Source organism: Alkaliphilus transvaalensis ATCC 700919, assembly GCF_000621485.1.
In the GTDB taxonomy this organism is placed as follows: Bacteria; Bacillota; Clostridia; order Peptostreptococcales; family Natronincolaceae; genus Alkaliphilus; species Alkaliphilus transvaalensis.
In genome coordinates this window covers 1-21,317 of sequence record NZ_JHYF01000002.1, presented here as the reverse complement: position 1 = coordinate 21,317, position 21,317 = coordinate 1, and the positions used below count along the sequence as shown (strand labels likewise).

Genomic DNA, 21,317 nt, shown 5'->3' with positions numbered 1-21,317 from the left:
ACTATTTAATTATCTATTTAATTTTTGTTTTTCCATAGTTTCTAATACTTGAACTGCATTTGTTGCAGCTCCTTTTCTTAAGTTATCAGCTACAACCCATAAGGAGATGGCATTTGGATTAAATAAATCCTTTCTTATTCTTCCTACATAAGTATCATCAGTGTGGGCAACCTCTAATGGTGTTGGATATTGATTTTCTGCTGGACTATCTACAACTTTAATCCCTTCTGTTCCCCTTAGTATCGTATATACTTCCTCTAAACTAGCCTCTTCCTTTAATTCTAAGTAGAGGGATTCACTATGCCCATAAAGAACTGGGATTCTTACAGCAGTTGGGTTTACTTCAATGCTATTATCTTCAAGGATTTTATGGGTCTCATACACCATTTTTAGTTCTTCTTTTGTAAACCCATTATCGTAGAATACATCTATATGGGGAATACAATTGCCTACAATTTTTCTCGTATAAACTTTATTTGGATAATTACTATCTTTTAATTGATTTTCTAGTTCATCAATGGCTCCTTGACCACTTCCAGATACAGCTTGATAAGTAGATACAACGATTTTTTTAATTCCATATCTCTTATGAAGGGGCGCTAATGCCACCATCATTTGAATAGTAGAACAGTTGGGGTTTGCAATGATCCCTCTGTAACCTTCTAAAACATGAGGATTCACTTCTGGCACCACTAGAGGAATTCCCTCCGTCATCCTCCAATGGGATGAATTATCTATTACAATGTTTCCTGCCTCTGCTGCTATGGGAGCATACTTTTCTGATACGCTTCCTCCTGCAGAGAATAATAAATAATCAAATTGATCCTTCATTACTTCTTCAGTTAGTAACTCTACTGTTATTTCAGATCCTTTATATTCTACTGTTGAACCCGCAGATTTTTTTGAGGCAAATAATCTTAATTTTTCAATAGGCACATTTCTCTCTGCTAAAATTTCAACCATTTTTCTACCCACGGCACCTGTAGCGCCCACTACTCCAACTGTTAATCCCATAAAAAGACCTCCCTTTATTTTATTATCTATTAGATTTTTGACAGTTTTACGACTTAGAGCATTTTAAAAATTATTGGTCATTTCTTTACTTATTGTTTGTTAAAAATACATATAATATAATTCCCTTTATTAATGTAAAATCCTCCCCACCCTATACAATATAAATTATTTTGATGAATTGTTCCATAAAAATAGAAAAAGCTCCAAGAAAATTCTTGGAGCTACTGAGTTTTGTCTAATGTAATATAAGTAAGTCAAGGAAATAGACTTATTTTAAAGATTTGGTCTTTTCCAAAATCTTTTTAATTACCTTTCAACAAATAGCACTCCACAGTTTTTTCTGTGACAGTCGCCCAGCTATTCACTGGAACAACCAACCATTAAATCGGAGAGTGATTTAACAGCTTCGGCACGTCAGCCTTTCTATAATGGTATTGAGGACTCTTCCCCTCTTAGCACCCACTATATACTCTTCTTCAGTGCGCCTCTATTTATTTAAGAACTTTTTTCAATTGTATAGTAGGTAGTGTATCATAGGGATATTTCTCTGTCAACAGTTTTTATAAAATAATATCATTGGTCTAGAAGCCTATGTCTATTCAAAGGTAACAATTGCTTCTGGTCGCTTAATTCTTAATACAAGGGTCTCTAAAACCCGCATTTTATGATTTAGCTGCTCTGGACCGATATATCCTGTGATCATATCTTGCCCAATTACAAGGTCCATATTTTGGGGACCTATTGCTACTAACACGGCTGTATTTTCTGGCAAAACAGGAGATTGAAACACGTTACCATCAACTAGTTCCTTTACTCTTGTAAATTCTAAAAGGCCTGTACTTTCTTGTAGTCTTTGCATTTGAACATACAGATCTGGGCTCGTAACTAATCCGTAGGGACCATAAACACCTTCTTCAATCAATTTTTCAATTCCCTTTGCAACATCGTTAAAGGGATTCTCGTCTTCTCGCCAATCACTTTTATCGACTACTTGCCTTCCTTCTACTGTTAGTAATCCTGGATAACCAAATTTATTACTACCATTAAAAATTAAATAATCTTCTTTTTTGGAACAAGCAGCAGCTGCTGCTGCAACCGTTGATAAATCTAAAGGGGTCCTTAACCTTTTACTTGTTTCTACATCCCTCCACGAAATAGACAAATCCTTATAAATCATGGGAATTGCCACAAATCTTCTTTTATCTGCACTTATTTCACAAGTATCAGAATCTCCAAAAAGATCCATTTCTCCTTCCTCTTTATAACTAACAGTATCAAGATTAATACTCTGTATTCCTGCCCCTAAGGGTCCATAAACTGGTAATATTCTTCTGCCCACTAATTGTTGCGTTGCTACTTTAACAACAAGTTCATCTATTTTGCCCCATTGTTCTTCTGAAAATGGGCTGTCGTCCCTTAATAAATATTCCATTTTATCCCCTCCTATTTTCCTAATAGACTACCTACAGTTTTTAAAGCCTCAATCTTTTTCCCTTCTGGAATGTTTTCTCCTTCCGTCCCTAATTCCTCCATCAATTCCCTAACTTCTTGAACTCCTTCTTCAAAAAATTCCCCCTCTGTTGGATCTAATATCTTTAAGAGTTCCATCAGTTCACCTACATGGGCTTTTTCTTCATCTCTAATGTCTTCTAATATTTTCTTTGCCCTAGGATCTTCCGTAGCTTTAGCATGGGCATCATAAAGAAAAATAGCTTCTAATTCACCCGCAATATCCATTCTTACTGCCTGAATTAATTCCTCTTTTGAAATCTTTCGTGGTATATTCCCTTGAAAGGGGTTTGGAAAACTTGGCATATGATTATCCTCCTCCTTTAAATATTCCTATTTATATTCACTTACCTTTCTTTTAAAGTTTCAACAACTTTATATTTATTAATCAAATTAATTGTATTTTTTTATCTAGGAAATTATTCTAAATTCCTAAGAAAAATCATTCTAGAAAAATAGTTTTCTTTTTGCATTTTTTCCCTATTGTAGTCCCTGTTATTGGGTAGTATAATTAATCTTGCCCATATGAAAATTATATTTTAGGAGGAGTTAGATTGAACTTTTTAGAGGCCATTCAATTTGTTGAAAAATGCCATTCCTATGGCACAAGGTTAAGTAAGTCAGAAATGGAAATGATATTATCCTATTTGGGCAACCCCCACCTACATCTTAAATACATTCATGTTGCGGGGACTAACGGAAAAGGTTCTACATCTTCATTTCTGCATAGTATGTTAAAATCTGAGGGATACCAAGTTGGTCTTTTTACCTCTCCTCACCTTCACTGTTATACTGATCGTATTCGAATTAACGGTATGAACATTCCTCAGGAAGAATTCGCAGAAATCATCAAGATGATTTACGACTACATTGATCCTTTGATGGGGGATCAGATAAATTACCCAGCAATGTTCGATCTAATGGTTTTACTTAGCTTTACTTATTTTACTAGGAAGCAAGTAGATTATGTAGTACTAGAAGTTGGACTTGGTGGACTAATGGATGCTACTAACGTTATCGAAGATTCTTTAATTTCTGTCATAACGCCAATTGATATAGACCATATTGATGTACTTGGGTCTGATCTTGGACAAATTGCCCACCATAAAGCAGGCATTATAAAATCCAACGGTTTAGTTGTTGCCCATTGGCAGTTACCTATTGCTGATGCCGTTATTAAGGAAGTTGCAGAAAATAAAAAAGCTAAGTTGAAAATTTTAGAAAAGGATGCTGTATCTATATTAACCCAAGAAGTTAAAGAACAATCCTTTGACCTAGACTTTTCAGAGGGTCTTCTAACTAATATTAAGATAAGAATGATTGGAGAGCATCAGGTTTACAATGCCGCATTGGCTATTCTTGCCCTAATCACTTTAAGAGATAACAATAAATTACAAATTTCAGATGAAGCAATTTATTCTGGTGTATATCAAAATAGCTGGGCTGGACGTCTAGAATTAATCCAAGAGACGCCTCTTATTTTCATCGATGGGGCCCATAATCTACAAGGGGCTTCTGTTTTATCCTCAGCTATTCAAAAATACTTTATCAATAAAAAGATTAATTTTGTAATCGGTATGTTAAGTAATAAAGATGTTTCGGGAGTACTAAATCAATTAATCCCCCTATGCGATAAGGTAATCTTTACTAGACCAAAAAATCCGAAGGCAATGGACCCCCATCTATTGGCTCAACAGGTGAGTTATCTTGGTAAAGAAGTGCTTGTAGCTGAAACCATCCAAGAATCTGTTCACCTAGCTTTAGAGTATACTAGTCACGATGAAGTAACCATATTTACAGGTTCTTTATATTTAATGGGGGATGCCAGAAAAGTATTGTTAGAAGTAATTCATAGCAATGAAATAGCAAGTTAGATATAAAATTTATATGATGTACTTTAAAGCGGCCTATGGTCGCTTTTATTTTATATAAATTTGTGTTTGAATTGAATTAGTATTAAAATTGAATTTGATCTATTTTCCATATTAAATGTGGGAATTGCATTATTAGTTTTAGATTTATATTTGCATAAAATCAATTTCGAGTTATGATTTTGCCGCTATGGCCTTACGAACTTATGGATTTATTTGTAAGTTATAAAATTGGTAAGCTGTAAAATTATTTTACTATTTTAGTAAGTTTATTAGCTTTAATAGTAGGTCTATTAGCTTTAAAGGAAAAAAAAAGAGAGACTGAACGCTACTCTATGAACTCCTCTGCCTACTTGATAGAGAATAGTCCACGATACAGAATTCAGTCTTTACTGTTATCATTATTAGTCTATTTAGTTTTAATAGTAAAAGTCATGATCACCTATTGTCTGCTTAAACTTACGATTATGAACAATCCAGAAATTTGTGGCTTTTCTTGGATTCAAGAAATATAGGGCTTCCCCTACAGGTCTTTGTCCATTTAAGGCATCCCTTGCAGCATTTATACTATCTGCATTAGGGGTGTTATTAATGCTTCCATCTAATACTGGTGAGAATTGTGTATAACCAAATTGCCTATCAAAAACAACACCATATATTGAATTAGGAAAATCACTACTTTTTACTCTATTTAGAATAACATTCCCTACTGCAACCTTTCCAACATAAGGCTCTCCTTGGGCTTCTGCATGAATAATTCTACTTAACCAATAAAGATCTTCTTCTCTAGTTCCTCTTGATGCTACATCTGTTGAAGTATCATTAGCAGGATTTGATCCTTTAATTGCTAGAATTTGCCCAACCGTGATAACATCTGAATTTAGGTTATTAAGAGACTTTAAATTTTCCACCGACACATTTGCCCTTTGAGCGATGTGAAACAATGTATCGTTGTTTTTAACAACATACTGATTACCAGTAATAGGAGATCCTGCTGTTGGTGTCGAAACTGGATTATTGTTTGTTGCTTCATTCTTCTCTTCAGTTTTTTCATTTTGTACTGATTCTATTGTTTCTTCTGGTTTGATTTTAGATGCCTCTACTTTAGATGCCTCTACATTAATTACTTCTTTATTCTCTTCTTTTGTACCTTCTAATGTATTCTCTGGTTTTTCAGCTATGTCTTCCATTGAATCTGCAATATCTTCTTCATCTGGAACACTTGAGTCTTCTGCTTCATCAACGGCCCCGAAATAATCTTGCTGAGGTTCTAATTCCTGTTCAATTGAAGAGAAAATTAGCCCTTCACCCAAAAATGAATTAACCAGCAATACTGTTCCAAGGATTCCAACTAAAATAAACACATATAATAGATGCTTTTGCTTCTTTAAATCTACTAATTTCATTTAGTCACCCCTTCTTTTCTGACACTAAAAATTTTATCATACCTCGGGGGTGTTTTTTAGCTGTAAGTTTTACCAACTATATCGTTATATGCTTTTCATTAATATCTTCTAATTTATGACATCCAGTCATAATCATTGTCTCTAATAGTTCTTGTCCTAACTTATGGGTGTATACCTCAACCCCCTCAGCACCACCACCATAGGCTACTGTTCCATAGGGTCTTCCTATTAGCACTGCATCGGCTCCTAAGGCCCTTGCTTTAAATAGATCTACACCACTTCTAAATCCACCATCTACAAAGATCTTCATCTTCCCTTTAACTTCTTTTGCAATTTGTGGTAGTACTTCAACTGTAGCATAGGTATGGTCTAATACTCTACCACCATGGTTAGAAACAACAATTCCATATGCACCTGCCTCAAGAGCCTTCTTTGCTCCTTCCACCGTCATAATTCCCTTTAAAATGACCGGCAGCTTAGTTGAAGAGATAATCATTTTTAATTCATCTACCGACTTAGTTGAAACTGGCTTTCCCAACATAGCTAATAGCACTAAACCAGCTGCATCCACATCAATCGCCACAGCTATAGCGCCTTTTTCTTCTGCCTTTTTTATTTTATTTATAATTTCTTCAGTTTTCCATGGCTTTATTGTAGGAATACCCATTCCTTCGTTTTCACCAACTACCTTTAATGGGTCGTCATAAAATTCATCCTTTACCCCATCACCTGTAAAGCCCAATGTGCCTGCCTTTTTACAACCTTCGACAATAGCCTTTGAGTACTGATAATCATCCATAGCATCACTATAGTTCATTCCTACTGCTGCAATGGGGGCAGCAAAGACAGGGTATTTAAATCTTCTACCAAATAATTCAATTGAAGTATCAATCTCACCCTCTGGTACAAGGGTATCCAAATTGATTTTAATTTCGTTTACCTTCTCCCTATTACGAATAAAAGACTGTCCAGAACCTTTTCCCCCAACCCCTGGAATCTCTCCTCGACAGACAATCCCATTACAATCTTTACAGACACGACACTTATCCTTAATGATATCCCTTGCTTTAGTTAATATTTCATTATATTCCATTTCTAAGTAGTCCTCCTTTAAGTATTCTATAATTCTATTGTACAAAATATTGCCTATAACTTCAATCTTCTTAGCTCATATTGGTCTGACCTTCTATGTTTAAGTAAAGGTAACTGCTCCCTAATCTTTTTAACATAGTCTAAATCAATTTCTCCCCATATGATCTCTTCTTGGTGTCCAGCTTCCGTCACTGTATCTCCCCAGGGGTTTACTATTTTAGAATGACCATAGGCATGATAACTTGCCTCTAAGTTCCTTGCGGGAGAAGCAGCAACGAAATAAACTTGATTATCTAACGCTCTTATTTTAATTAGTTCATTCCAATGGGCTGGTCCCGTAGTCATGTTAAAGGCAGCCGGTAAAATGATTAATTCTGCCCCTTCTAAGGCCATTAATCTCATCAGCTCTGGAAACCGCATATCATAGCATATGGCAATTCCTATTTTGCAATAGGCTGTCTCTATAACCGTAATATCTTTACCATACCCTAAAGTGTCGGACTCTTTAAAGCAGACTCCCCCCTCTATATCAATATCAAAAAGATGCATTTTTCTATGACTTCCAATCATTTTACCTTCAGGATTAAAGGTATAGGAGGTGTTATAAATGGCACTCCCATCTTTTTCTGGAATTGATCCCCCAACGATATAGATCTCTAAATCCTTTGCCAAAGTCGATAACATTTCTGTTGTTTCACCTGAAAAATCCTCTGCATATAGAGGAAAATACTTATTTTCATAGGGACAGTTAAACATTTCAGGCAATACTACTATTTGAGGAGAATATTTCTTAACAGCCTCTAGAATCATTGACTTTGCCCTATCTAAGTTTCTTTTTTTATCCTTCTCAACATTCATTTGACAGATGGCCACTTTAAACTTACTCATTATTTTTACCTCCCTTTCATCCATTAATAAAATTTAAAGTATAGCGAGGAAACTAAAGATAACGATCTATGATACGGTGAATTTCCCCACATTGGGTAGTATATAAAGTCTATTATCAAATTAAATATTAACTTTTATCACTTGCTTTTATTGTCTTTTTACTCTTTTTACTCTTTTTACTCTTTTCGAGATAAAACTACATTTTCCTTTCTTGCTTTTATTTTTTATACAGACTGTCCTTCCTTGCCTTTATTTGCTTTTTCAATTAAAATGTTATGAGAAGGTTTGTCTGCATATACATAAAAAAAGGAGGTAAAAAAATGCGCACAATACTATGGTTTATTTCATTCGGAATTTATACCCTTTATACAACAATCCATTTACCTAAAATAAACAGGTTTATAAAAGCGGGAAAGATTAAAGAAAAAAGACTTTATGCCAATAGAATTGCAAAAAAGTGGGCCAAATTTTTAATAAGCTTAACTGGAAGTAAAGTTGAAGTGGTTGGTTTGGAAAATATACCTACTGATAGAAATATTTTATTTGTTAGTAATCATCAAGGAAACTTTGATATTCCCCTTCTATTAGCTTATTTACCTAACCCTATAGGCTTTGTAGCCAAAATTGAACTAAAGAAAATACCAATTGTTAGTACTTGGATGAAGTTGATGGACTGTGTTTTTATGGATCGTAAAGATATGAGACAGTCTTTAAGAACTATTTCTGAGGCAACTGAAATGATAAAATCAGGTCATTCTATGGTAATTTTCCCTGAAGGGACAAGAAGCAAAAACCATGAAATTAGTCCCTTTAAACCTGGCAGTTTAAGAATGGCTACAAAAGCAGATGCCTTAATCGTCCCCATCACCATTAGTGGCTCTTATAAAATATTTGAAGGTAATGGGAATCGAATTAAGCCAGCAAGTGTAAGAATTATAGTATCTCCCCCTGTAGAGCCAAAGGATATTGATAAGTCCTCTGACTTAACAGTTACTGTATTTAATATTATTAAGGATCATCTTGACCAAAGTCCATCTTAGTTTATTTTTTAGATACATAGGGATTATCCTTTATATAGAAGCGCCATGGAAAATCTATCGCCTCCTCAGCATAATCGATATTGATCCTTTTTGAAGTGACAATATCCATTTTTGCTGGGGAGGTTTCTTCTGTTAAAAAAAGTTCTTCTCCCCAAAGGTCTTCACCGTTATATTTTTTAGTGATTCCCATTGCAATACAAAGTTTTCCTGGTCCACTGGTCAGATTAATTAATTCTTTCCTTTTTATTTCTCCTATGCTCTTTTTATACCTATTTGATATCATTTCTTCTAAACCCTCGATAGGCTCTACAGCCCGTATTAATACTGCTGCGGCTTCTCCTTCTTCTTCGGTAACGATGTTTAAACAATGATACATACCATAAATTAAATATACATAAGCAATCCCTGGCTTTCCAAACATTACTTCTGTTCTTGGGGTTTTTTTATTATTATAGCAGTGGGCAGCTTTATCAATTTTTCCAATATAGGCCTCTGTCTCGACAATTTTACTAACTAATCGGCTATCACCTGTATTTAGTACGATAAATTTCCCAAGAAGTTCTTTTGCTACATCTAAAGTCGGTCTATTATAAAACCCTCTACTTAACTTTTTCATTTAACACCTTCCTTATCTAATTCTTATATATAGATATTACCATTTGTTACAGTTTTCAAGGTTTTTGATCCATTTAGTAAATTATATAATGCCATAGCTTTGAAATAATATCCTATTATATAAATAATTATGAATTTCAATCCAATAAAATGTAATACCTTTAGGGTAACCAAAAGCCGCCATCCTCAATATTATAATTGTAGCAGGTTAATTACAATATTTGGAGGTGTTAATAATGGTGGAATTTCTATCTCAATATAATATAATTTACGTTGGATTAATAGCCAGTTTAGCTGCAGGCTTATGTACAGGATTAGGAGCGATTCCAATCTTTTTTACCAAAGATGTTTCCCATAAAACTTTAGATACATTATTAGGCTTTGCAGCTGGGGTTATGTTAGCTGCCACATGTTTTAGTTTAATTGTTCCTGCTGTCGAATATGCTGGAGGAGGTGTAAAGGGGGCCTATGTGGCTGCAATTGGAGTGATGCTGGGTGGCATCTTTTTAGATTTTATGGATCACTATTCACCCCACAATAGAGTGTTAAAAATTCCTAACACAAAGGAGGCAATGCCTTTAAGAAAAGTATGGTTATTTGTCATTGCCATTACCCTTCATAACTTTCCAGAGGGATTAGCTGTTGGGGTAGGTTTTGGTAATGGTGATGTTGCTAATGGTTTGATCATTGCTATTGCCATCGGACTTCAAAACATACCCGAAGGCTTAGCTGTGGCCTTAGCCCTAATTCGAGAAAAATATACTGCTGCCAAAGCTTTTTTAATTGCCCTTTTAACTGGCCTAGTAGAGCCAATAGGAGGACTTTTAGGAATCGGATTAGTCCATTGGATGGAACCTATTCTTCCCTATGCTTTAGCCTTTGCAGGTGGAGCGATGCTTTATGTAATTTGTGATGAAATAATTCCAGAAACCCAGAAAAATGGCTATGAAAGACTTGCTACCTATGGTTTAATGATTGGATTTGTAATTATGATGTTTTTAGATATTAGTCTAGGATAACTTTTTTATAAACTTACTGCTTAATGAACTGCTTAATGAAATTGAGTTAGTAATAGAGGTATTAATCCTTTATCAAGAAAATAACCCAGTAGTTAGTATAGTCTAATACTTTTCTACTGGGTTTCTTCTAGATTAAAAGGCTGTCTAAAGTTTTATAACAATAATTTATTCTCGAATATAATCTGACTTTCCGCCTGTTTTCTTGACAAGTTTGATATCAGTAATGGTCATTCCTCGATCTACTGCCTTGCACATATCATAAATAGTTAGAGCAGCTGTAGAAACTGCAGTTAATGCTTCAATTTCTACTCCTGTTTTACCCGTTGTTCTTACTACTGCTTCAATATCAATTTTGCTATTTTCTCTATCGATGCTAAAATTAATGTCTGCTCCTGTCAAAATAATATTATGACACATAGGGATTAAGTTGCTGGTTTGCTTTGCAGCCATTATTCCTGCCACCTGTGAAACTGCCAATACATCACCTTTGCTGATATTTTTATCAATAATTCTTGTTAAGGTATCGGGCATCATATAGATTCGTCCTACTGCCACTGCCTCTCTACGAGTATTTAATTTTTCCCCTACTTCAACCATTTTAGCTCTACCTTCTTCATTAAAATGGGTAAAATCATTGGCTTGATCCAACTTAATCTCCTCCTTTTTTTTGGTGAATTATATTTTAATTAAATAGGCTATTACTCATCATCTAAACTAATCTTTTCAATTTCCATATTCTCTAAAGCCGCTTCAATTAATCCTTCTACATCCAAGTTAGATTCTGATCGTAAAATCTTATCTAATCTTGGTTTAGTCGTTGGGCGTTTTGGTAAAAAGACTGTACAACAGTCCTCAAAGGGCAATATTGATGTTTCAAAGGTATCAATTTTTCTTGCAATTTCAATGATATCAACTTTATCCATTGCAATTAACGGTCTGAAAACTGGCATACTAACTGCTGAATTGGTTACATGTAAGCTTTCAATCGTCTGACTAGCTACTTGACCTAAGCTTTCACCTGTAATTAATCCATTTGCTTTAATCTTTTCTGCCACCCGCTCAGCAATCTTCATCATAAATCTTCTAGATAAAATCGTCATTTCCTCTTCTGGACATTTTTCATTAATTTCTTTTTGAATAGGCAATAGATTAATAGAATAAAGCTTAAATTGCCCTACATAGCCTGAAATGATCTTAGCTAAGTCCATCACCTTTTCCTTTGCTCTTTCACTTGTAAAAGGATAACTATGAAAATGGATTGCCGCTATCTCTACTCCCCTTTTTCCAACCATCCATCCCGCTACAGGGCTATCTATTCCCCCAGAAAGAAGCAATAATGCCTTGCCATTTGATCCTACTGGTAGTCCTCCTAGTCCCATCACCTTATTACTAAAAACATAGGCTTGGTCCCTTACTTCAACATATATTCTAGTATCTGGATTATGTACATCCACCGATATATTGTCTTCATTCTTCAGTAGATATCCTCCAATTTCTCGACTAAGCTCTAATGACTGTAGGGGGAATTTCTTGTCTACCCGTTTACTTTCCACCTTAAAGGTTTTAGCACCATCAAGTTTTATTCTTTCCTTTAGCTCTTCTAAAGCAACTTCCTTAATTCTTTCTAAATCAACTTCAAATCGTTTTGCTGTACTAATTAAAGCTACTCCAAAAACCCGCTTAATTCTTTCAATCAATTGATCTTCATCATAATGATCAACATCCACATAGATACGGCTATGGGCCTTATATACCTTAGGTTTTCCTAGGTCGCTAATTGCATGCCTAATATGGGCTACTAACTTGTCCTCAAAAAATCTTTTATTAGCACCTTTTAACATAATCTCTCCATAACGGATTACGATGACTTTGTCCACTTTCATCACCTCATAATTTTTCTAAGTAGTTCGACTTGCTTTTTTATTTGGGTAACTGCATAATCTATTTCGTCTTTTGTATTAGTATCACTTACACTTATTCTTAAAGAACTATCTATTAAAGCTTCCTTTATTTTCATGGCAGAAAGAACATGACTGTAGCCCTTCTTTTTTGATGAACAGGCAGAGCCAGAAGATACATATATACCATCGCCTTCTAAGCTATGAAGTAACACTTCACTTTTTGTACCCATAAAAGACATGTTGATAATATGGGGCGCAAAGCTTTCTTCTGTACCACTATGGATCACCACATCTTTAATTTCTCCCTGTATCTTTTCTATAAAGTAACTTTTTAAAAATTTCATTTGTTTAATTTGTTGGTCTTGTTCTTCCATTATGATCCTAACGGCTTCAGCAAAACCTAAAATCCCTGGTACATTTTCGGTGCCTGCACGTAAACCCATCTCATGTCCGCCACCAGTAACGATAGGTTTTATTTTTATACCCTTTTTTACGTATAATCCACCGATTCCCTTTGGCCCATGAACTTTATGACCACTAATGGCCATTGTATCCACTTCCAAATTAGATAATATAAACTTAATTTTTCCAAAGGATTGAATAGCATCTACATGAAATAAGGTTTTTGAATTTTTACCTTTAATAAGTCTTCCTATTTCTTGAATAGGCTGTATACTTCCAACTTCATTATTTACATGCATAATTGATACCAGTATCGTATCCTCTCTAATAGAAGCTTCAAGTTTTTCTAAGGAGATAAACCCACCACTATCTATATCTAAATACGTAACCTCATAGCCTCTTCCTTCTAAATCTTTAAAGGTATTTAAGACTGAGGGATGCTCGATTTTTGTAGTCACAATATGCTTGCCAGCCCTATGATTTGCTTCAGCAATACCTCTTATAGCAATATTATTAGATTCTGTACCTCCTGATGTAAAGTAAAATTCTTGATCTTTACAGCCTAATGTCTTTGCGATAAGTTTTCTAGCATTTTTAATACTTTTCTCCACTTCCACCCCTTTTCGATGAAGGGATGAAGGGTTTCCATAATTTTCTTCCATAGCCTTTACAACAGCTTCTATAACGGTCTTCTTAGGCTTTGTTGTGGCTGCATTATCTAAATATACTTCCATTAATATTTTCACCCTCGATTCATTCCATAATTACAATTTTTATCATATCTGAATAATTGCAATTTGTAAAGTTTTCCTCAAAAAATAGTATATCCAAAAGCAATAAGAATGATTGAATTAGTCCTGTAAATTAGAATTAAATCTTTTCCAGCTTAGAAACAATAAAACCAAAATTGTCAAACGCTATAATAAATTATCAAACTACTCATTAGCACATTTAAAACCTCAGACATATTAGATGATCCAACCTAATATTCTGAGGTTTAATGGGTTTATCTGTAATATTATAAAACTTATTTATTTGCTACTATTTATACTAATAACCTAAGTTTTCACCAATCAAATAAATATGAAAGTCAATTGCCATCGGTTTATGGCTTATTATAGTTGTGATATTACACATTCTATCAGGACTTAGGCAATCATTGCATTCACCTGTGGCAGCGCAGGGTGTTTTAAGACCTAATCGTCTAGCATTTGACGGACAGGCACTCTTCTTAATTCGTTCTATCGCCGTATTATAGTCACTAGTAATTTTATTTATTCCACAAATTACAATTACCTTTTTAGGGCCATAAAACATCCCACTTACTCGATTTCCTAACCCATCTATATTAACAAGTTCTCCAGCTTCTGTTAAAGCATTTGTACTTGATAAATATACATCTGCATTATTTGCCTTCTGTCTTATTGCGTTTCTTTCTTGAGGTTCTACTAGCCAATGCCAATATATCTCTTTGCCCTGCCCCTTTAATATTTCATGTAGTTCTAATTCTTTTATCGTCATTGAGCCACCAATTCCAACTACATGATCATCCACTGTTTCTGCCAAAACTGATTCAATAGCCTCTTCTTTTTTCTCAAAATACTTGACTTTAAATTTCTTTTCTTCTAATTTTTTTATAAGATTTTCTACAGCTAAATTCAATTTCATTTACCTCCTTAAACATGTCTATAACTTAATTATACACCATTGAGGTTCAATTACAAACTAAATCCCTTTAGCTTTAAAACTATGCCCTATTAACCATAAAATTCTTTTTAAATGTCGAATAAAAATACATTCTTTCAGTTGCATTTTTTGTCGATATTTGTTATAATTTAAATGTGGTTATCCCCCTGGTAACCTCGATTATATAATCTCTATTCCCAATACCCCTTTTGAAATCACATTAAGCTAAATGTGAAACTGGGTCCGCGACCCAGTTATTTTTTTACCCTTTTTTAATTTAAACTATTTAGCCACATTATGTCATACTCAACAGCATAACGGTTCCTATTATTCAATTCACATAATTTCTTCACATAATTTCTTCATATCATTTTTCTTCCCTTAAACTTAAACTTTAATTTTTATGTTGCTAGTACTAGTTTTATTTTTGTAATGCCACTTTTGTTTTTATTATTCTCATTTAATTCACTCCAAATTTCCTTTAGATTGTTTTTATTACAATTTTGTCATTCACAAAATTAATATGATAATATATAATAATGTTGCAGTAGATAATAATTAAGTCTTAATTAATCAATATAACTAAAAGGAGGTTTATTTATGAATAAACCTAAAGTGGCCGTTATTTTTACTGGTGGAACAATTTCAATGTCTGTAGATCCAAGGATAGGAGCAGCCATCCCATCATTGTCTAGTCAAGAAATTTTATCTTTGGTGACTAATATCGATAAATATGCAGAAATTGAAACGCTTAACTTTTCTAAATTACCAGGCCCTCAAATTGACATTAATATGATGATGGATTTGAGAAAACTGGTGGTGGATACCTTAAATAGAGATGATATTACTGGAGTTATTATCACCCATGGGACTGATACATTGGAGGAAACTGCTTATCTACTTGACCTTTCAATTGATAGTCCTAAACCGATTGTAGTTGTTGGAGCAATGAGAAACAGTTCAGAATTAGGTTACGATGGTCCGAGTAATTTGGCTGCAGCAGTTTGTACAGCTATTTCACCTGAAGCAATTAATAAAGGGGTTTTAGTTGTTATGAATAATGAAGTTAATGCTGCTAGTGAGGTAACAAAAGCCAACACGCTAAGTCTAGATACTTTTAAATCATTAGAGTATGGACCTTTAGGAATTGTTGACAATGATGAAGTTATTCTACATAGAGATATCGTTAATCGTCAACATATCCTAACAGACTCTATCGTTCCTGAAGTTGATTTAATAAAATCAGCAGCTGGCATGGATTCCCGCCTTATTAACTATTGTGTTGATTCTGGTTCAAAGGGAATTGTTATTGAAGCTATGGGAAGAGGTAACGTACCTCCTACTATGCTTGAAGGAATTCAGTATGCCATTAAGCAGCAGGTAGCAGTTGTTATGGTATCCCGTTGCCCTACAGGAAGAGTATTAGATAGTTATGGTTATGAGGGTGGTGGCCGTCACCTTAGAAACCTTGGCGTTATCTTGGGTGGAGATTTGCCAGGTCAGAAAGCCCGCATTAAATTAATGTTGGCATTAAGTGTTACTAAAAATCTTGATGAGATCAAAGAAATAATGGAGTATAATCAATATAAAAAGTAAGACTTTCCTATTCGTTATAAAAAATAGAGATCGACAAATGTCGATCTCTATTTTTTATAACAAAAGAATTAGTATTTATTTTCCCTAATACAAATCAAAATATACTGGCCATTTCTTTCTTCAATTATTTAAAATATTATTCTTCATACAAATTTCTAGGTCTAAATCTTTAACTAAATTATTCTTCGTAAAGCGTATCTTAACAATTTTTTCTGTAAGTCCCTCAATAAAACCCCTTCCAAAAATTTTATGAAAGACCTCTTTGCCTATTTTTAACTCAGATCTCTTTGGTCCTGTATATTGCATCTCGTTTATAAATCTGGAGGGTTCAGCCTTTCGATCAAATCGGAATTGTGGGGAATAAATGTAAAGTTCCTCTTTAGCTCTAGTAATAGCTACATAAAACAATCTACGTTCTTCTTCTATTTCATCTACCTCTTCCATTGACTTGCTATGGGGGGTAATTCCTTCTACTGCATCTACAACAATAACGACACCATACTCTAACCCCTTTGCGCTATGCATAGTTAATAGCTGAACCTCATTATCGCCTGCTTCCTTCTTCTTTGGCTCCTTAATCATATTTTTAAAATCTTCTATATGTTTTAAGAAAGCATGATGTTCTAAATATTTTAGTGAAGATTCTTCAAATTCATCTATCAATTCAAAAATCCCATTACTAGAGATTTTCTTGTCAAAACAGTATCCTTCTATATATTCATCATACTTCATTTCTTTTCGTATATATCTAATAGCCTCAATTGTAGTTAGTCGACTAATATTTTTAAAGTCTATTTCTAATTGATCCAACAACTTAATTTGATAGGGCTTTAAATTTCCTTTTACTTTTAATGAGGTTATTAAGTCCTTATGATAACTATTAGCTTCTGCAACAGACTTTTTAGAAATATATCTAGTGGGCTTGTTTAGAATCCTTGTCAGAGATTCTCTATCATTAATATTATTGGCACATTTTAAGTAGGCAATTATATCTCTAACAACCCAATGATCATAGATATTATTCACTTGATCTTTACAATAGTAAGGAATTTGATATTCTAGTAAGGCCTCTATCATTCCATTTGCCAATATATTTGTTCGATAGATGATTGCAATATCCTTATAATGATATCCCCTCTTTAAACAATCTTGGATTAGTTCACAAATTTCCTTTTTTTCTTCCTCACGGTCTTTTGGTGAATGATATTCAACCACTCCTCCTTCTGTTTTGAAGGCCTCTATCTTTTTGTCTACTCTAACTTGATTTTTACTAATTAAGGCATTGGCCCTTTCAATCACTTTTTGCCTACATCGATAATTCATATTAATAATGATTTTTTCAGCCTCTGGATAAATCTTGTCAAACTCTAAAATAAATTGTGGGTTGGCACCTCTAAAACTATAGATAGACTGATCATCATCCCCTACAACAAAGAGATTATTCAGTGGTTCTGCCAGCATCCTAACAATTTCAAACTGAATCATATTGATATCTTGAAATTCATCAATTAAAATATACTGATATTGTTGTCTTAGCCTACTTAAAATTTTAGGATTAGATTTTAATAAATGATAACATTGTATTAACATATCATCAAAATCTATTTTTTTATTATCCTTTTTATAGTTTTCATAGCAATCAACAATCCTAATAAAATCTGCTTTATCCATCGTATGAGGAGTAAATGCTTCTCGATTTAAATAATTGCTATAGTATAAACCTAGTTCTAAAATGATCTCTTTAATGTATTCGTCATCTTCTCCATGTTCAATATTTAAAGTCTTAACTATATTTTTAATTAAGATATACTTCTCCTTCTCATTTAAAATATCTTTTAGTCCATATCCGCCCCATGTTCTAATTACTTTAAAGAACACCGAATGGAAGGTTCCGAAATTTACATTTGACTCAAAAAAATCTCCCTGAAACTGATGAAACCTACTCTTCATTTCCTCTGCAGCTGCTTTAGTAAAAGTTATTACCAAAATATTTTGGGGATTAATTTTATATTGTTTAATTAAATACGATAATCTATGGGTAATTACTGTTGTCTTCCCTGAACCTGGCCCTGCATAAATCATACAAGGTCCATTAACGTGCATTGCAGCTTTTTTTTGTTGATGATTTAAATTATTTAAAAATTGGTAATCCATTATACACCTCTTTAATACATACTTTTTGTATACTTATTACAAGGTATTATAACTAACCCATGAACTGAGTTCAAATTATATTTTATAACCTTCTGTCACTTCCAACTAATCAATATAGAATTTTTCCACAGAAAAAGTAGGCTTTTCACCATAGAATCTTCATTTAAAAGTGTATCATATCTTTTACGTTAGAACAATTGCAAAACTATAAACCAATAGCTCGACTTAACGTTCTTCCTCATCATTTTCTTTTATTATACTAAGGTCAATTCTATCAATTAATGCTATTCCTCTTTGCCTTCGTTTCAAATTATTTCAATAGACTCTATCTTTTTAGCAAAAGAAGTATTAATTTTTGTCTCTTTTTAGGCGTGAATCCTCTAAAATATGATAAAATATGATTAAATTAATTGTGAGTATTTTTACAGGAGGAATTTATGAAAATAAAAAACCATACCATCAACGAAAAATTTCCAATGCCCTCCTTTTACAGAGGGATTTTAGAAAAAAACACTTTTTGCATATTAGATATAGAAACAACTGGCTTAAGTTCTAAATATCATAACGTTATTTTAATTGGTCTTCTCTATCCCCATAATAACCGAACAGTTATTAAGCAATTTTTTGCAGAAAATATACATGAAGAGGAAGAACTATTACAATTTTTTGCAGAAGAAATTAAAAGGTATGATTTCCTTATAACCTACAACGGAGTAACCTTTGATTATCCATTTTTAAAGGAACGTTTCAAGAAGTATAATATTACGTGGCCCCACGATGATATAAAACATTTTGATATTCTTCATTTCTTGAAAAAGTGCAAGGGACAATTACCGTTGGAGAATTTAAAACTTAAAACTGTTGAGAATTATCTAGGGATTAATAGACAAGATACCATTAGTGGAAAAGATAGTGTAGTGCTCTATAAAACTTATGAATCTAACCCGTCACCGGCCCTTGAAAAAACGATACTACTTCATAATTATGAAGATATCTATTATCTAGCAAAGGTGGCTACTATCTTTGACCATTTTCCTGATGTAAATTCTTTACTTGAAAAAACTTTCATCATACCAGAGGTTCCTAATAAGTTAATGAATCTTAGTTATCACCCTAACGATATCATAATTAAGAAAAATTGTCTTAGAGTATCTGGTAAGACTTCTAAACAATCTAATTTGCCACCAGAAGTACACTACACTACTAGCTATGATTTTAATTGGATCCCTAAGGATGGAATTTTTCAGATCGAAATCCCCCTGAAGAAAAGGATATTACCAGATAAGAAAAAACTCTATTATCTTAATCTTAATGAGTTTGAGCCTTGTTTCAATTCAACAATGCTTGATGATGAATGTAGTCCTTTCTTTTATCAGCATCTTATGGAAATTGATCTAAGTACAAAAGCAGGTTTATTAGCTGTTATTAGCCTTATCAATCACATAATTGATAATCTTGCAATGAATACCAACGAAAAACTAGCCTCTAACACCTAAGCATTGATTTCCTGCATCATTAAGTAGATTGCTAAAATTAGAGGTCTTAGAAAGGCCATAATGAACAAACAAATATCTTTTTTAAATTAAAATATACTCTATTTAAGACACTTTTAAGGAGTGTCTTTCTTTTCATGTAAATACATAAAAAACTATGGTCATTTAGAAGTTTATCCATAATTTTCAGCCATACTTTATTTAATATACTCTCTTAAATTTCGAATAAAAAATCTTTTAAAATATATTTTTTAATTTTATAGAATTGTCAATTTAAAAAAGTGCAAAAAAAATCTAGTGTATAAAGTACACTAGTTACTAATGGTGCCCAGAGGCGGAATCGAACCACCGACACGGGGATTTTCAGTCCCCTGCTCTACCGACTGAGCTATCTGGGCATAAAAATAAGCTGGTGGGCTTAAGTGGACTCGAACCACCGACCTCACGCTTATCAGGCGTGCGCTCTAACCAGCTGAGCTATAAGCCCTAAAATTAAATTATATAAAATGGATGGTGGGCCTTCAGGGACTCGAACCCCGGACCTACCGGTTATGAGCCGGACGCTCTAACCAACTGAGCTAAAGGCCCATTTTATATAAATTTTTATGGTCCGGGTGGAGAGATTCGAACTCCCGACCCCATGGTCCCAAACCATGTGCGCTACCAAACTGCGCTACACCCGGATAAAATCTGGCGGAGAAGGCGGGATTCGAACCCGCGCACCGCATACACGATCTAACGGTTTAGCAAACCGTCCTCTTCAGCCACTTGAGTACTTCTCCAGATTTTGGCGGAGAGGGTGGGATTCGAACCCACGGTCCCTTTCGGAATCACTGGTTTTCAAGACCAGCTCCTTAAACCACTCGGACACCTCTCCTTGCTTATATAATTATTAAAATGGAGCGGGTGAAGGGAATCGAACCCTCGCGGTCAGCTTGGAAGGCTGAAGTTCTACCACTGAACTACACCCGCATGATAAGTTGGTGGAGGGAGAAGGATTCGAACCTTCGAAGTCGCTGACAACAGATTTACAGTCTGCCCCCTTTGGCCGCTCGGGAACCCCTCCTGATTTTTAGAGCTGGTAAGAGAACTTACCAGCTTTATTTGTTGGTGCCGAAGACCGGAATCGAACCGGTACGGTCGGTAAGGACCGCAGGATTTTAAGTCCTGTGCGTCTGCCAGTTCCGCCACTTCGGCATTTATATGGCTCCAGAGAGAGGACTCGAACCTCCAGCCTACCGGTTAACAGCCGGGTGCTCCACCATTGAGCTACTCTGGAAAACTTTTTACTACTTAAATAAATGGTGCGCCCAGAGAGATTCGAACTCCCGACCTTCTGATTCGTAGTCAGACACTCTATCCAGCTGAGCTATGGGCGCATTTTGGAGGCGACACCCAGATTTGAACTGGGGAATAAAGGTTTTGCAGACCTCTGCCTTACCACTTGGCTATGCCGCCTTATCATTTTAGAAATTGGTGACCCATCCGCGACTCGAACGCGGGACACCCTGATTAAAAGTCAGGTGCTCTACCGACTGAGCTAATGGGTCAAATTGGCTGGGATAGCAGGACTCGAACCTGCGGATGACGGAGTCAAAGTCCGTTGCCTTACCGACTTGGCTATATCCCAA

At 34.4% G+C, this 21,317-nt stretch carries 17 protein-coding genes, 14 tRNA genes and 1 riboswitch; of the genes, 5 read left to right on the top strand and 26 right to left on the bottom strand.

All coding sequences use genetic code 11. The features are described from left to right. Positions 1-9 precede the first annotated feature (9 nt). The 3 genes from T335_RS0102365 to T335_RS0102355 form a co-directional block, all read right to left on the bottom strand. The gene (locus T335_RS0102365) at positions 10-1,014 is read right to left on the bottom strand and encodes an aspartate-semialdehyde dehydrogenase (RefSeq protein WP_026476110.1); all 1,005 of its coding nucleotides are present in this window, start codon (positions 1,012-1,014) and stop codon (positions 10-12) included. 313 nt (positions 1,015-1,327) lie between these two features. Further along, positions 1,328-1,512: riboswitch (Lysine riboswitch) on the bottom strand. 97 nt (positions 1,513-1,609) lie between these two features. Next, positions 1,610-2,446: a family 1 encapsulin nanocompartment shell protein gene (locus tag T335_RS0102360; protein ID WP_026476109.1), complete on the bottom strand. Its 837-nt coding sequence runs from the start codon at positions 2,444-2,446 to the stop codon at positions 1,610-1,612. 11 nt (positions 2,447-2,457) lie between these two features. Next, positions 2,458-2,829, bottom strand: coding sequence for a demethoxyubiquinone hydroxylase family protein (locus T335_RS0102355; protein ID WP_026476108.1), 372 nt, complete (start codon positions 2,827-2,829; stop codon positions 2,458-2,460). 248 nt (positions 2,830-3,077) lie between these two features. Between T335_RS0102355 and T335_RS0102350 the strand changes: the two genes are divergently transcribed. Continuing rightward, positions 3,078-4,397, top strand: coding sequence for a bifunctional folylpolyglutamate synthase/dihydrofolate synthase (locus T335_RS0102350; RefSeq protein ID WP_026476107.1), 1,320 nt, complete (start codon positions 3,078-3,080; stop codon positions 4,395-4,397). A gap of 416 nt (positions 4,398-4,813) precedes the next feature. Here the strand turns inward: T335_RS0102350 and T335_RS22550 are convergent, their stop codons facing one another. From T335_RS22550 to T335_RS0102335, 3 genes are all read right to left on the bottom strand, one after another. Continuing rightward, positions 4,814-5,800, bottom strand: a complete 987-nt coding sequence (locus T335_RS22550) for a cell wall hydrolase (protein WP_051569094.1) — start codon at positions 5,798-5,800, stop codon at positions 4,814-4,816. A 76-nt stretch (positions 5,801-5,876) separates the two neighbouring features. Continuing rightward, complete coding sequence (locus tag T335_RS0102340; RefSeq protein ID WP_026476106.1) at positions 5,877-6,893, bottom strand: alpha-hydroxy-acid oxidizing protein; 1,017 nt, start codon at positions 6,891-6,893, stop codon at positions 5,877-5,879. A 53-nt stretch (positions 6,894-6,946) separates the two neighbouring features. Next, positions 6,947-7,780 carry a carbon-nitrogen hydrolase family protein gene (locus T335_RS0102335; RefSeq protein WP_026476105.1) on the bottom strand — a complete coding sequence of 278 codons (834 nt, stop codon included), beginning with the start codon at positions 7,778-7,780 and terminating at the stop codon, positions 6,947-6,949. Between the two features lie 320 nt (positions 7,781-8,100). On the opposite strand from T335_RS0102335, the gene T335_RS0102330 reads away from it, so the two are divergent. After that, positions 8,101-8,820, top strand: coding sequence for a lysophospholipid acyltransferase family protein (locus tag T335_RS0102330; protein ID WP_026476104.1), 720 nt, complete (start codon positions 8,101-8,103; stop codon positions 8,818-8,820). A 1-nt stretch (position 8,821) separates the two neighbouring features. Here T335_RS0102330 and T335_RS0102325 read toward each other — a convergent pair whose 3' ends face one another. Continuing rightward, on the bottom strand, positions 8,822-9,436 hold the full coding sequence (locus T335_RS0102325) for a DNA-3-methyladenine glycosylase (RefSeq protein ID WP_026476103.1): 615 nt from the start codon (positions 9,434-9,436) through the stop codon (positions 8,822-8,824). Positions 9,437-9,671: 235 nt separating this feature from the next. Here T335_RS0102325 and T335_RS0102315 point away from each other — a divergent pair, with 235 nt between their 5' ends. Then, positions 9,672-10,454 (top strand): ZIP family metal transporter, encoded by a 783-nt coding sequence (locus tag T335_RS0102315; RefSeq protein WP_026476102.1) that lies wholly within the window; start codon positions 9,672-9,674, stop codon positions 10,452-10,454. Positions 10,455-10,619: 165 nt separating this feature from the next. Here the strand turns inward: T335_RS0102315 and moaC are convergent, their stop codons facing one another. From moaC to T335_RS0102295, 4 genes are all read right to left on the bottom strand, one after another. Then, positions 10,620-11,102 carry a cyclic pyranopterin monophosphate synthase MoaC gene (gene moaC / locus T335_RS0102310; RefSeq protein WP_034327545.1) on the bottom strand — a complete coding sequence of 161 codons (483 nt, stop codon included), beginning with the start codon at positions 11,100-11,102 and terminating at the stop codon, positions 10,620-10,622. Positions 11,103-11,152: 50 nt separating this feature from the next. Next, positions 11,153-12,337, bottom strand: coding sequence for a tRNA uracil 4-sulfurtransferase ThiI (gene thiI, locus T335_RS0102305; protein ID WP_408605156.1), 1,185 nt, complete (start codon positions 12,335-12,337; stop codon positions 11,153-11,155). Continuing rightward, positions 12,337-13,491, bottom strand: coding sequence for a cysteine desulfurase family protein (locus tag T335_RS0102300; protein WP_026476099.1), 1,155 nt, complete (start codon positions 13,489-13,491; stop codon positions 12,337-12,339). Before T335_RS0102300 ends, thiI begins: the two co-directional genes overlap by 1 nt. A 316-nt stretch (positions 13,492-13,807) precedes the next feature. After that, positions 13,808-14,425 (bottom strand): lactate utilization protein, encoded by a 618-nt coding sequence (locus tag T335_RS0102295; protein ID WP_026476098.1) that lies wholly within the window; start codon positions 14,423-14,425, stop codon positions 13,808-13,810. A 618-nt stretch (positions 14,426-15,043) separates the two neighbouring features. On the opposite strand from T335_RS0102295, the gene T335_RS0102290 reads away from it, so the two are divergent. Further along, the gene (locus T335_RS0102290; RefSeq protein ID WP_026476097.1) at positions 15,044-16,039 is read left to right on the top strand and encodes an asparaginase; all 996 of its coding nucleotides are present in this window, start codon (positions 15,044-15,046) and stop codon (positions 16,037-16,039) included. Positions 16,040-16,159: 120 nt separating this feature from the next. Here T335_RS0102290 and T335_RS0102285 read toward each other — a convergent pair whose 3' ends face one another. Further along, positions 16,160-18,193: an ATP-dependent helicase gene (locus T335_RS0102285; protein ID WP_026476096.1), complete on the bottom strand. Its 2,034-nt coding sequence runs from the start codon at positions 18,191-18,193 to the stop codon at positions 16,160-16,162. Positions 18,194-18,630: 437 nt separating this feature from the next. On the opposite strand from T335_RS0102285, the gene T335_RS21460 reads away from it, so the two are divergent. Continuing rightward, positions 18,631-19,689, top strand: a complete 1,059-nt coding sequence (locus T335_RS21460; RefSeq protein ID WP_051569093.1) for a ribonuclease H-like domain-containing protein — start codon at positions 18,631-18,633, stop codon at positions 19,687-19,689. A gap of 319 nt (positions 19,690-20,008) precedes the next feature. Here T335_RS21460 and T335_RS0102275 read toward each other — a convergent pair. The 14 genes from T335_RS0102275 to T335_RS0102210 form a co-directional block, all read right to left on the bottom strand. Further along, positions 20,009-20,084, bottom strand: a tRNA-Phe gene (locus T335_RS0102275). A 12-nt stretch (positions 20,085-20,096) separates the two neighbouring features. After that, a tRNA-Ile gene (locus tag T335_RS0102270) sits at positions 20,097-20,173 on the bottom strand. 24 nt (positions 20,174-20,197) lie between these two features. Further along, positions 20,198-20,274 (bottom strand) — tRNA-Ile (locus tag T335_RS0102265). Positions 20,275-20,292: 18 nt separating this feature from the next. After that, positions 20,293-20,369: transfer RNA gene (locus tag T335_RS0102260), tRNA-Pro, on the bottom strand. An 8-nt stretch (positions 20,370-20,377) separates the two neighbouring features. After that, positions 20,378-20,468: transfer RNA gene (locus tag T335_RS0102255), tRNA-Ser, on the bottom strand. A 6-nt stretch (positions 20,469-20,474) separates the two neighbouring features. Then, a tRNA-Ser gene (locus tag T335_RS0102250) sits at positions 20,475-20,563 on the bottom strand. A gap of 21 nt (positions 20,564-20,584) precedes the next feature. Beyond that, positions 20,585-20,658 (bottom strand) — tRNA-Gly (locus tag T335_RS0102245). 9 nt (positions 20,659-20,667) lie between these two features. Continuing rightward, positions 20,668-20,752 (bottom strand) — tRNA-Tyr (locus tag T335_RS0102240). A 42-nt stretch (positions 20,753-20,794) separates the two neighbouring features. Beyond that, positions 20,795-20,883 (bottom strand) — tRNA-Leu (locus tag T335_RS0102235). Between the two features lie 7 nt (positions 20,884-20,890). Beyond that, positions 20,891-20,965: transfer RNA gene (locus T335_RS0102230), tRNA-Asn, on the bottom strand. A 23-nt stretch (positions 20,966-20,988) separates the two neighbouring features. Further along, positions 20,989-21,065: transfer RNA gene (locus T335_RS0102225), tRNA-Arg, on the bottom strand. A 4-nt stretch (positions 21,066-21,069) separates the two neighbouring features. Then, a tRNA-Cys gene (locus tag T335_RS0102220) sits at positions 21,070-21,144 on the bottom strand. Positions 21,145-21,160: 16 nt separating this feature from the next. Continuing rightward, positions 21,161-21,236, bottom strand: a tRNA-Lys gene (locus tag T335_RS0102215). A gap of 4 nt (positions 21,237-21,240) precedes the next feature. Further along, a tRNA-Gln gene (locus tag T335_RS0102210) sits at positions 21,241-21,316 on the bottom strand. Position 21,317: the final 1 nt, after the last annotated feature.